Genomic DNA, 11,767 nt, shown 5'->3' with positions numbered 1-11,767 from the left:
CCGTGCGCTGGTACTGCCGCAGCGACAGCGGGACGAAGATCGCCAGGATCACCACGACCCAGATCAGCGTCGTCGCCACCGGGTGCTGCATCGACCAGGCCTCCGACGGCGTCGCCACCGGGCTGGTGTTGCCGAACAGCTCCCGGCTCGCCTGCGCCAGCGCCGAGACCGGATTCCACTCCGCGAACACCTTGAGCACCACCGGCAGATCGTCGATCGGCACGAAGGTGTTGGCCAGGAAGGTGAGCGGGAAGATCACCATGAAGCTGGCGTTGTTGAACACCTCGGGGGTGCGCACCAGCAACCCGACCGTCGCCATCATCCAGGACAGCGCGTAGGCGAAGAGCAGCAGCAGCACGTAGGCGAGCACCGCGTCCAGCAGCGAGCCACGGATCCGCCAGCCGACCACGAGGCCGGTCAGCGACATGACCACCAGGCTCACCACATTGATCACCACGTCGCTCACGGTCCGCCCGACCAGCACCGCGACCGGCGCCATCGGCAGCGACCGGAAGCGGTCGATGATGCCCTTCTGCATGTCCTCGGCCAGCCCGGCCCCGGTGAAGGTGGAGCCGAAGACGACGGTCTGCACGAAGATGCCCGCGATCAGGAACTCGCGGTACCCGCCCTCCAGCCCGGGCACCTGGATCGCGGTACCGAAGACGTAGGCGAAGAGCAGCACGAACATGATCGGCGACAGCGTCGCGAAGACCAGCACGTCCGGCACACGCTTGATCTTGATGACATTGCGCTTGGTCACGGTGATGCTGTCGATCACCACGATGCGCATCCGTTCCACCAACCCGGGGTCGCCGGGCAACTCCACCGGCGTGCTCGTGGCGGTCATCGGGTACGTCCTTCCGTCGATTCGAGCTGCTCGGCAGCGTGCTCCGGCGCCGCGGCATCCGGGATGAAGGGGGTTTCGTCGTCGTCGGCGGGCGGCCGCTCCTCGGCCTCGTGGCCGGTGAGGGTGAGGAAGACATCGTCCAGCGACGGCCTGCGCAGCGCGATGTCACGCAGCCGCACGTCGTTCTCGGCGAGCTTGCCGATCGTGGCGACCAGCGCCGCTGAGCCGTCGCTCACCGGAACGGTGAGCTTGCGCAGCCCGGCCTCCACCTGGATCTCGCCGTCCGCGAGGCCGCGCAGGACCTGTTGCGCGACAGCGACCTTCGACTGGTCGTCGACGGTGAGCTCGATCCGGTCGCCACCGACCATGGACTTGAGCTCGTCGGCGGTCCCCTGTGCGATCACGGTGCCGTGGTCGATCACCCCGATGGAGTCGGCGAGCCGGTCCGCCTCCTCCAGGTACTGGGTGGTGAGCAGCAGGGTGGTGCCGCCCGCCACCAGCTCCTCGATGACGTCCCACAGGTCGAACCTCGCCCGCGGGTCGAGCCCTGTGGTCGGCTCGTCCAGGAAGAGCACCGGCGGATTCGCCACCAGCGCGCCCGCCAGGTCGAGCCTGCGGCGCATGCCGCCCGAGTAGGTGCGCACCGGGCGGTCGCCCGCGTCGCTGAGCCGGAACCGCTCGAGCAGTTCGCGGGCCCGCTCCTTGGCGCGCTTGGTACCGAGGTGGTAGAGCCTGCCGACCATCTCGAGATTCTCGAAGCCGGTGAGGTATTCGTCGACGGCCGCGTACTGGCCGGAGGTGCCGATCCGCGAGCGCAGCTTGCGCGGATTGCCGAGGACATCGATGCCGGCGACGGTAGCCTTCCCCGAGTCCGGGATGAGCAGGGTGGTGAGCACCCGGACGGTGGTGGTCTTTCCCGCGCCGTTGGGACCGAGCAGCGCGGTCACCGTGCCCTCCGGCACCGACAGATCGAGTCCGTCCAGCGCCACCACCTTGCCGTATCGCTTGACCAGCCCCTCGGCGACGATTGCGTCGGGCATGATTCTCCTGAGTTCGTGATCGGAAGTCGGAACATTCGGTCATCCGGCGCCGCGTCGTACCCGGCGCCGCTACGTCACTGATCGGTCCGCGGACCGATTCGGGCGCCAGTATTACCCCGGGGTCCGACAGATTCCATCGAATTGTCCGGGTTATCCGGGAGATTTTCCGCGCTACCTGCGCTGATGCCGACCGAAATCGATCGGGAGGGCCGCACCCCGCGACGCTCGGGGTTACCGCGGGGCGCGGCCGGTTCCCATCCTTCGTCGGTGCCCCCGCCCCGGCACGCGTAGTCGACTACTCGAACGCTCCCCCGGCTACGCCGCGACACGCGGAAAGACCGGATTCAACCGCTGCCGGACCGGGGTGCCACGACGTCCGGAACACAGCCGATTCACAGTCGCATGAACCCGGTTGTTGATGGGTATACCAATGCGGGCCAGCCCTTTTGGCAAACATCGGGCACCCACTGCCCGAGGCGAGCCGAAGCCACCCGGAGCCCCGGTCCGCGGCCTCCCGCGGTGCCGGTGAAAATTCTTCGAAAGTGGTGCTTGCCACGCACCCGCGAACGCGAAACTTCGCGTAGGATCGTTCTCGTCGGCCCCTCCCCCCCGGGCCGACCACACGCGGGCCTCGGCTAACTCCCCCCCTTCGCCGAGGCCCGCTCCCCTTTTTCCAGGAAGTTTCTCCTCCATCTCGGCAGGTCGCTTCGTACACCGGAGCGAGCGACGGGCTACCCGCCGGTCACCCTCGCGCGATGGCCTGCCAGGCGGCGCTGGTGCGCAGCGCGCGCACCCGCTCGGCGGTGTTCAGCAGCCGCCGATCGCGCTCCCAGCGCTCCCGCACGACCGGGTCGGCGGAGTTCCACAGCGAGCCGATCTCGGCCAGCAGCTGATCCACCAGATCCAGCGTGCCCGCCAGGGCGATGTGTACCGCGGGCGATTTCGCCACCGCGAGTACCGGATCCGGCGGGCCCGCGGGCACGGCGGGCGCGCCGGACGGCCTGCCGAGCCCGAGCCCGCGCACCTCGGCCACCGCGCCGAGCAGTCGCTGCACCGTCGCGGGCGGCCAGCCGGACTGCCTGGCCACCCGGACCAGCAGCCCGAGCGTGGCGGCGAGCACGTGCGCGTCCTCGAGGGTGCGGAAGGGCTTGAGGTGGTCGGCGTAGCCGTCACCGAGCAGCGGGACGGCCGGGGCGTCGGTGAAGGTCAGCACGGCGTGCGGGATCTCGGGGGCGAACGGCGTCGCAGGCAGCGGCTCGGCATGCACGCCGGGGCCGCGCGGGTCGACCATGGCGGTGCGCACGGTGTTCCTGCCGTCGGCGCCCGGCCCCGCGCTCGCGATCACCACCAGCACGTCGGCTTCGGTGCCGAGGGTGGCGAAGGTCTTGGTGCCGCTGACCGTCCAGCCCTCGCCCCGCGGCCGCAGTACCGTCTCGATGACGGCGGGGTGCGCCCCGCCCGCCTCGGTGGCGGCCAGCGCGACCAGCGCCGCCGACGGCAGCCCGGGCAGCAGCGCCCGCAACGCCTCCTGGTAGCCGGCCACGAAGGCATAGCCGAGCCGGTCGGCGGCCCAGCCGCCGAGCACGGCGGCATCGATCGAGTCGGCGCAGCGCGCGGTGATCTGCCGATGTGCGGCCCAGGCCGCGGCGACCGAATCGAGTGGATCGGCGCCGGACTCGCCGGTGAGCAGGTGATCGAGCAGCACGCCCAACGGTAACCGGTCGCTCACTCCCACGGCGGCGGCCCCTCCCCGGTCTGCCACGCGGTGAGTTCGTGGTTGTCCACCAGCACGATTCCCATGTGCGCGGCGTACTCCCGCGCCTGCTTGCGGAATCCACCCGCCGTGGTGACCACCGCGGCAACGTCGGCACCGTGCACCGCGAAGCAGGTGCCGCCGAACTTCTGCAGATCCGGCCCCGACACCCAGTTGTCCACCCGGTACCGCTTGGCCTGCAACACGATCCGCCGCCCGTCCGGAGCCCGCGCCAGCACATCGGCCCCCAGATCCCCGGCCCCGCCGACCACCGCGACCCGGCTGCACCCGTCCCGCCTGCACAGATCAGCCAGCGCGTGCTCGAACTGCCCCGCGCTCATCTCCGCGAAGGTCAGCGCCGCCCGGATCCGCCGCTCCCGCCGCAGCCGCCTGCGCGCCGCCAGCCCGCTCCACCACATGCTCACCGCGATCACCGCGCCGACCAGCAGCAACGCCACCGCTGCGACCAGCACCGCATTGGCGGAGATCCACCGCCACACCGGCGCCGCGAGAACCGCGAGCAGCACCAGCGCGACAACCGCCGAAACAGCGCCGTTCACACCCCTGCTCCGCGCCCGCCTACCCCTGTTCGCCACGCGCACCCCTACACGCTCCACCGACAATGCGCCCACCCTACGGGCAGGCGCTGACAGCTACGGAATACGCAGGAGGAAGAAGTGGAGCCTAGGGGAATCGAACCCCTAACCCCTGCCTTGCAAAGGCAGTGCTCTGCCAATTGAGCTAAGGCCCCGAGCCGAGGATCCGCGTCAGCGGGAGGTGACCTCGTGCCAGAGATCGGCTTCGTCACGCTTGCGGAGCTTGGTGATCGCGAGGAGAACCGCTGCCACGATGCCGACCGTGAGGAGAAGCTTCATGGTTGCCACCCTACTGTGCGTGTCCGGGAGTGGGCCTAGGAGGACTTGAACCTCCGACCTCTTCGTTATCAGCGAAGCGCTCTAACCGCCTGAGCTATAGGCCCGTGTCGTTCGACCGGATCGAACGTGTCGAGCGTACACAACACCACGACCCGGAACCAAAACGGCTGGTAGCACCGGTCCGGCGCTACCAGCCGCGGTGGTCTAGTCCGGGTCGGCGAGCGTGACCTGGATGCCGCCGACGAGGTCGCAGCACTGGTTGTAGATGAACACCCCGACCGTCCCGAGCGCGGTGAAGAGCACCACGTTCACCAGGCCGATGACGCCGGCGTAGCCGAAGACCGTGCCCGCGTCGATCAGGCTGGCCGAGCCGCCCTCCTGGGAGACCATGTCGCCGAGCGTGGTGTCCAGCCGCTCCCAGACGCCCATGCCCTCCAGCACGATGTAGAGCAGGCCGACGGCGAGCATCCACACGAAGAACATGGCGACGCTGATGACCAGCGTGATCTTCAGGGTCGACCAGGGGTCGATCCGGCGGATCTGCACGGTCGCGCGCAGCGGCTCGCCCGCCTGCACCGCGGCCGCGACGGCGACCGGGGCGGACGGCGAGACCGGCGGCTGCTGTTGCCCGGGGGTGTAGTACGGCAGCTGCTGGTCGGGCTGCTGCTGCTGGGGCGGCACCGGGTGCCTGATGTCGGAGAGGTCGGGCATGTCCTTGACCAGCTCCGGGCGGGAGATGCTCCGGGTCGGGCCGTCGATGCCGACCGACTTGACCATGGCCGCTTCCTTGCGGGTGGCCTTGGCCGCGAGGTCGGCCGTGGTGCGGGCATTGGTGACGCCGCCGCTGAGCCCGGCCGACCCGGACGGGCGGCCGGTGACCGGGGCCTGCCCGGGGCGGTACAGGTTGGACTGCGGCTCGCGCTGCGGCAGCTGGCCCCAGCCGCCGTCCTTGAACGCCTGCTGCCCGCCGGTGCCGGGGCCGCTGTCCTGGCCCTGCTGGTTCCCGCCGAGCCGGACGGTCTCCTGGTCACCGGTCTTCGGGGTCTCCGGCGCCCGCTCCCCGTTGCCCTGCGCACCCTGACCCTGCTGGCCGGAACCCTGCGGCCCCGGGCGCCCCTGTGCCGCAGCCGGATTCGAGCTACCCGGCTGCCGCTGCGGCAGCTGGCCGTGCCCCTGTTTCGGCGCACCCTGGTTCTGCGGCCCCTGCCCCGGAGCCGGCGCGGAGGGCGCCTGTCCCTGACCATTGCCCGGTGCATCCGTTCCGTTCTCGCCTCCCGGACGCGGGATCGGGCGCGGCGGAATGGGGGACGGTGCGATCCGCTCGGTCACGCCGTTCGTCTGATGGCGCTCGTCGTTCGGCTGATTCGGAGTGGTCAATGGGATTCCTTAGATCCGTTCTGTGCCGCCGCTGTGAGGACTACTGCTGGGAGGAACCGGGGTCTTCGACCTGATCGGGCTCGTCGGCATTGCGTGCGATAGCAAGCAACGTATCCCCATCGCCGAGGTTCATCAATCGCACGCCCTTGGTCTGCCTGCCCGCCCTGCGGACCTGCCTGGCCGCGGTCCGGATGACGCCCCCGACGGAGGTGATCGCGTAGAGCTCGTCGTCGTCGTCGACGATGAGTGCCCCGACAAGCGTCCCACGCTTGGCATCGAACTGGATGGTCAGTACCCCCTTACCGCCGCGGCCCTGTGCGGTGTACTCCTCGATGGCGGTGCGCTTGGCGTAGCCGCCCGAGGTCGCCACCAGAAGGTAGGTGCCCTCGCGCACCACGTTCAGCGAGAGCAGTTCGTCGGAGGCGTTGAACCGCATGCCCTGCACGCCGGAGGTGGCCCGGCCCATCGGGCGCAGCGCCTCGTCGGTGGCGGCGAAGCGGATCGACTGCCCCTGCGCCGAGACCAGCAGCAGGTCCTCCTCGGCGGAGCAGAGCACCGCGCCGACCAGCTCGTCGGTGTCGCGCAGGTTCACCGCGACGATGCCGCCGCTCCGATTGGAGTCGAAATCGGTCAGCCGCGACTTCTTGACCAGGCCGTTCTTGGTGGCGAGCACCAGGTACGGCGCGTCGGTGTAGGTCGTGATCTGGATGATCTGGGCGATCTTCTCGTCCGGCTGGAAGGCGAGCAGGTTGGCCACGTGCTGGCCGCGGGCGGTGCGGTTGGCCTCCGGCAGCTCGTAGGCCTTGGCGCGGTACACCCGGCCCTTGTTGGTGAAGAAGAGCAGCCAGTCGTGCGTCGAGGTCACGAAGAAGTGCTTGACGATGTCGTCCTGCTTGAGCCCGGCGCCCTGCACGCCCTTGCCGCCGCGCTTCTGGCTGCGGTAGAGGTCGGTCCTGGTCCGCTTGGCGTAGCCGGTCTCGGTGATGGTGACGACGACGTCCTCGCGGGCGATCAGATCCTCGTCGGCCACGTCGCCGTCGGCCGAGACGATCTGGGTGCGCCGGTCGTCGCCGTGCCGGTCGACGATCTCGGTGAGCTCGTCGCGGACGATCGCGCGCTGCCGCTCCGGCTTGCTGAGGATGTCCTTGTAGTCGGCGATCTCGAGCTCGATCTTGGCCAGGTCGTCGACGATCCGCTGCCGCTCCAGCGCCGAGAGCCTGCGCAGCTGCATGTCCAGGATCGCGGTGGACTGGATCTCGTCGATCTCGAGCAGCTGCATCAGCCCGGTGCGTGCGGTGTCGGTGTTGGCCGAGCGGCGGATCAGCGCGATCACCTCGTCCAGCGCGTCCAGCGCCTTGACCAGGCCGCGCAGGATGTGCGCGCGCTCCTCGGCCTTGCGCAGCAGGTACTTGGTGCGCCGGATGATGACCTCGATCTGATGGTTCACGTAGAACCGGATCATCTGGTCGAGGCGGAGCGTGCGCGGCACGCCCTCGACGATCGAGAGCATGTTGGCGCCGAAGCTGGTCTGCAGCTGGGTGTGCTTGTAGAGGTTGTTCAGCACCACCTTGGCGACGGCGTCGCGCTTGACGGTGACCACGATCCGCATCCCGACCCGGTCCGACGACTCGTCGTGGATATCCGAGATGCCCGCGATCTTGCCGTCCTTGACCTGCTCGGCGATCGCGTTGATGAAGTTGTCGGTGTTGACCTGGTACGGCAGCTCGGTGATGACGATCGTGGTGCGGCCGCGGCTGTCCTCCTCGATCTCGACGACACCGCGCATCCGGATCGAGCCGCGGCCCGTGGTGTAGGCGTCGTGGATGCCCTGGGTGCCGACGATCAGCCCGGATGTCGGGAAGTCCGGGCCCTTGATCCGCTCCATGCAGGCGGCGAGGGTGGTCTCCTCGTCGGCGTCGTGGTTCTCCAGCGCCCAGTAGATCGCGGTGGCCAGCTCGGTCAGGTTGTGCGGCGGGATGTTCGTCGCCATGCCGACCGCGATGCCGTTGCTGCCGTTCATCAGCATGTTCGGCACGCGGCTCGGCAGGACCGTCGGCTCCTGCGTCTTGCCGTCGTAGTTCGGCACGAAATCGACCGTCTCGTGGTCGATCTCGCGCAGCATCTCCATGGCCAGCGGCGTCAGGCGGCACTCGGTGTACCGCATGGCGGCGGCGCCGTCGTTGCCGCGCGAGCCGAAGTTGCCCTGGCCGTCGACCAGCGGGTACCGCATGGACCAGGGCTGGGCCATCCGGACCAGCGTGTCGTAGATGGCCGAGTCGCCGTGCGGGTGGTAGTTGCCCATGGTCTCGGAGACCGGGCGGGCGGACTTCACGTAGCTGCGGTCCGGGCGGTGCCCGTTGTCGTACATCGCGTAGAGGATCCGGCGGTGCACCGGCTTGAGGCCGTCGCGCACGGCGGGCAGCGCGCGGCCGACGATCACGCTCATCGCGTAATCGATGTAGCTGTTCTGCATCTCCTGCTGGATGTCGACCGGTTCGATCCGGTCGCCCGCGCCGTTCGGTGGCAGCGTGGTGTCGGTCATGCGGGAAGTCTCCTTGCTGGGCTGACGTGCGCGGACACGGGAGCGCCGCCGCTGGGCGGCGGCGCGTCACCGCCTCACACGTCGAGGAAGCGGACGTCCTTGGCGTTGCGGGTGATGAAGCTGCGGCGGGCCTCGACGTCCTCGCCCATCAGCACGCTGAACAGCTCGTCGGCGGCGGCCGCGTCGTCCAGGGTCACCTGGCGCAGCACCCGGACGCTCGGATCCATGGTGGTCTCCCACAGCTCCTTCGGGTTCATCTCACCGAGACCCTTGTAGCGCTGGATGCCGTCGTCCTTGTTGATCTTCTTGCCCGCCGCGAGGCCGGCCTCGATCAGCCCGTCGCGCTCCCGGTCGGAGTAGGCGAACTCCGGCTCGCCGCGCTGCCACTTGAGCTTGTACAGCGGCGGCTGGGCCAGGTAGACGTGGCCGTGCTCGACCAGCGGCCGCATGAAGCGGAAGAGCAGGGTGAGCAGCAGCGTCGAGATGTGCTGGCCGTCCACGTCGGCGTCGGCCATCAACACGATCTTGTGGTACCGCAGCTTGGCGATATCGAACTCGTCGTGGATGCCGGTGCCGAACGCGGTGATGATCGACTGCACCTCGTTGTTCTTGAGGACCCGGTCGATCCGCGCCTTCTCGACATTGATGATCTTGCCGCGGATGGGCAGGATCGCCTGGTACATCGAGTCGCGACCGGACTTGGCCGAGCCGCCGGCCGAGTCGCCCTCCACGATGTAGATCTCGGACTTGTGCGGGTCCTTGGAGCGGCAGTCGGCCAGCTTGCCCGGCAGCCCGCCCAGGTCGGTGGCGGACTTGCGGCGCACCAGCTCGCGCGCCTTGCGCGCCGCCATCCTGGCCTGCGACGACGAGACCGCCTTCTGCACGATGGTCTTGGCATCGGCCGGATTGGCCTCGAACCAGTGCTGCAGGTGCTCGTTGCAGGTCTTCTGCACGAACGACTTGACCTCGGTGTTGCCGAGCTTGGTCTTGGTCTGCCCCTCGAACTGCGGCTCGCCCACCTTGACGCTCACGATGGCGGCGAGCCCCTCGCGGATGTCGTCGCCGGTGAGGTTGCCGTCCTTCTCCTTGAGCAGCTTCTTGTCCTTGGCGTACCGGTTCACCACCGTGGTCAGCGCCGCGCGGAAGCCCTCCTCGTGGGTGCCGCCCTCGTGCGTGTTGATGGTGTTCGCGAAGGTGTGCACCGACTCCGAGTAGCCGGAGTTCCACTGCATGGCGACCTCGAGCTCGTGCCCGGTGCCCTTGCCGGTGAAGCCGACGACGGAGTTGTGGATCGGCTGCTTGGTGCGGTTGATGTGCCGGACGAAGTCCTCCAGCCCACCGGGGTAGTGGTAGGTCCTGGTCTTGACCTTGTGCTCGGCCTGCTCGGCCGCCAACTCCTCGGCCTGCTTCGGAGCCTCGGCGGTATCGCCGGCCTCGTCCGCGGTCACCTGCTCCGCCGTAACCCGCTGGTCGGTGAGGGTGATGGTGAGCCCCTTGTTCAGGAACGCCATCTCCTGCAGCCTGCGCGCCACCGTCTCGAAGTTGTAGACGGTGGTCTCGAAGATGTTCGGGTCGGCCCAGAAGCGGATGACGGTGCCGGTGCGGTCGGTCGGGTCACCCTGGACCAGCTTGCCCGGCTTGGCGTCCTTGTACTCCTGGACCCAGTGGTAGCCGCGGTAGTCGATCTCGGCCTGCAGCCGGGTGGAGAGCGCGTTCACCACCGAGATGCCGACGCCGTGCAGGCCGCCGGAGACGGCGTAGGACTCACCGTCGAACTTGCCGCCCGCGTGCAGCTGGGTCATGACCACCTCGATGGTGGGGATGCCCTGGGCGTGCATGTCGGTGGGGATGCCGCGGCCGTCGTCGACCACCTCGACGCCGCCGTCGGCGAGCAGCGTGACATCGACCCTGGTGGCGTGGCCTGCCATCGCCTCGTCGACCGAGTTGTCGACGACCTCCCAGATGAGGTGGTGCAGGCCGCGCTCACCGGTGGAGCCGATGTACATGCCGGGACGCTTGCGGACCGCCTCCAGCCCTTCGAGCACCGTGATGGAGGAGGCACCGTAGTCCTGCTTGCCCGTTGCCGAGCCCGATGCGTTGGAGTCCTTGGCAGCCACTGGTCGGTAGCTCTCCTTACTTGCTGATCCCGGCCTCTCGCCCGGCTCGCGCACACGTGGCCCCCGACCGGTGCGGTTGGGGAGATCACGCCGATCCACGGGTGGCGGTGCCGATCGAGCCGAGCGCCTCGCCGCTGGTTACTCCACCATCCTACTGGTAGGGCCGACATACGTGGTACCTGCGACACCCCTGAGAGCTTCCAGGAGCGGAGAAATCGGATTTCGGCGGGACCGGTCCGCCTCCGGAGGCTCCGCACGGCATCTCCGGGCGATCAGGGGCCAGTGCGGAGCGCCGCCTCAGCTCGCTCGCGCCGGGCCCGACTTCGCGACGAAACCCGCGGCGGCCGCGGCCAGCTCGACCGGGTGCGAAAGCGGCGTCCAGTGCCCGCCGTCCAGCCGGACGGTGTGCAGGTCGCGCACCCAGTTCGGCGCCTCGGCGTGCACCACCGGCCGGACCGCGCGGTCGCCCGAGGCGATCACCAGCTGCACCGGGACCTCGACCGGGCGCGGCCGCGGCGCACGCAACCTGCGCCGGATGTTGGCCCGGTACAACCGCATTCCGTTCACCATATCCCGCGCGAGGGTCGGGGCCGGGGTCACCAGGGCGGGGTCGATCCCGTCGAAGAACGCCAGGAAGGCGGGCCAGCGGGTGGCGAGCAGCCGGAGCGCCGGATCGGGCAGCCGCGGGATCTGGAAGGCGACGGTGTACGCGGAGGCCACCGACTGCTGCAGCGCGCCCGCCACCCGGCTCACCGTGCGCGGCCCGCGCAGGTAGGCGCCGAGGTAGTCGAGGTTGGGGCCGGAGACGCAGGTGAAGGAGGCGATGGCGGACGCGGCGTCCGGCGCGGCCGCGACCTCCCAGCCGAGCACGCCGCCCCAGTCGTGGCCGACCAGGTGCACCCGCTCGCCGGGCGCGACCGCCGCGAGTACCGCGCGCACGTCGGCGGCGAGTTCCTCCAGCCGGTACCCCGCGACGTTCCCGGGGGCCGTGCTCGCGCCCGCGCCGCGGTTGTCGAAGACGATGACGCGGTGCTCGACCGCCAGCTCGGCGGCGACCGATTCCCACAGCGTGTGGGTGTCCGGCCAGCCGTGCACCAGCAGCACGGGCGGACCGTCCGGGGCTCCGGTCTCGAAGACGGCCAGTTCGACGTCGCCGCGGCGCACGGTCGCGGAGGGTTCGGCGGGGAAGGCCATCGACAATCCTTTCGCGGGGCGC

General features: G+C 69.5%; 9 protein-coding genes and 2 tRNA genes. All 11 read right to left on the bottom strand.

Going from position 1 to position 11,767, the window contains the following annotated elements:
• Positions 1-790 (bottom strand): ABC transporter permease (locus tag ACFO0B_RS17480; protein WP_378613841.1); only part of this gene is annotated, 790 nt, incomplete at its 3' end.
• A gap of 53 nt (positions 791-843) precedes the next feature.
• The gene (locus ACFO0B_RS17475) at positions 844-1,887 is read right to left on the bottom strand and encodes an ATP-binding cassette domain-containing protein (protein WP_378613525.1); all 1,044 of its coding nucleotides are present in this window, start codon (positions 1,885-1,887) and stop codon (positions 844-846) included.
• 742 nt (positions 1,888-2,629) lie between these two features.
• Positions 2,630-3,592 carry an acyl-CoA dehydrogenase family protein gene (locus ACFO0B_RS17470; RefSeq protein WP_378613524.1) on the bottom strand — a complete coding sequence of 321 codons (963 nt, stop codon included), beginning with the start codon at positions 3,590-3,592 and terminating at the stop codon, positions 2,630-2,632.
• Positions 3,593-3,612: 20 nt separating this feature from the next.
• Positions 3,613-4,200, bottom strand: coding sequence for a restriction endonuclease (locus ACFO0B_RS17465; RefSeq protein WP_378613523.1), 588 nt, complete (start codon positions 4,198-4,200; stop codon positions 3,613-3,615).
• A gap of 118 nt (positions 4,201-4,318) precedes the next feature.
• A tRNA-Ala gene (locus ACFO0B_RS17460) sits at positions 4,319-4,391 on the bottom strand.
• A gap of 16 nt (positions 4,392-4,407) precedes the next feature.
• Positions 4,408-4,515: a DLW-39 family protein gene (locus ACFO0B_RS17455; RefSeq protein WP_233015370.1), complete on the bottom strand. Its 108-nt coding sequence runs from the start codon at positions 4,513-4,515 to the stop codon at positions 4,408-4,410.
• Between the two features lie 30 nt (positions 4,516-4,545).
• Positions 4,546-4,619 (bottom strand) — tRNA-Ile (locus ACFO0B_RS17450).
• A 100-nt stretch (positions 4,620-4,719) separates the two neighbouring features.
• Positions 4,720-5,892, bottom strand: coding sequence for a DUF3566 domain-containing protein (locus ACFO0B_RS17445; protein ID WP_378613522.1), 1,173 nt, complete (start codon positions 5,890-5,892; stop codon positions 4,720-4,722).
• Positions 5,893-5,932: 40 nt separating this feature from the next.
• A complete protein-coding gene (gene gyrA / locus ACFO0B_RS17440; protein ID WP_378613521.1) occupies positions 5,933-8,434 on the bottom strand; it encodes a DNA gyrase subunit A in 2,502 nt (833 codons plus the stop codon).
• A gap of 74 nt (positions 8,435-8,508) precedes the next feature.
• Positions 8,509-10,551 carry a DNA topoisomerase (ATP-hydrolyzing) subunit B gene (gyrB, locus tag ACFO0B_RS17435; RefSeq protein WP_378613520.1) on the bottom strand — a complete coding sequence of 681 codons (2,043 nt, stop codon included), beginning with the start codon at positions 10,549-10,551 and terminating at the stop codon, positions 8,509-8,511.
• Between the two features lie 297 nt (positions 10,552-10,848).
• Positions 10,849-11,745: an alpha/beta fold hydrolase gene (locus ACFO0B_RS17430; RefSeq protein WP_378613519.1), complete on the bottom strand. Its 897-nt coding sequence runs from the start codon at positions 11,743-11,745 to the stop codon at positions 10,849-10,851.
• Between the last annotated feature and the right edge of the window lie 22 nt (positions 11,746-11,767).

It is taken from the genome of Nocardia jiangsuensis (genome assembly GCF_042650385.1).
Taxonomy (GTDB): domain Bacteria; phylum Actinomycetota; class Actinomycetes; order Mycobacteriales; family Mycobacteriaceae; genus Nocardia; species Nocardia jiangsuensis.
Note: the sequence above shows the minus strand (reverse complement) of the source record. Positions and strands in the feature narration are given on the sequence as shown.

Bases quoted from the DNA above. Each gene is read 5' to 3' on its own strand.
- gyrA (WP_378613521.1), bottom strand. From the start codon at position 8,434: ATGACCGACACCACGCTGCCACCGAACGGCGCGGGCGACCGGATCGAA.
- ACFO0B_RS17455 (WP_233015370.1), bottom strand. From the start codon at position 4,515: ATGAAGCTTCTCCTCACGGTCGGCATCGTGGCAGCGGTTCTCCTCGCG.
- ACFO0B_RS17475 (WP_378613525.1), bottom strand. From the start codon at position 1,887: ATGCCCGACGCAATCGTCGCCGAGGGGCTGGTCAAGCGATACGGCAAG.
- ACFO0B_RS17430 (WP_378613519.1), bottom strand. From the start codon at position 11,745: ATGGCCTTCCCCGCCGAACCCTCCGCGACCGTGCGCCGCGGCGACGTC.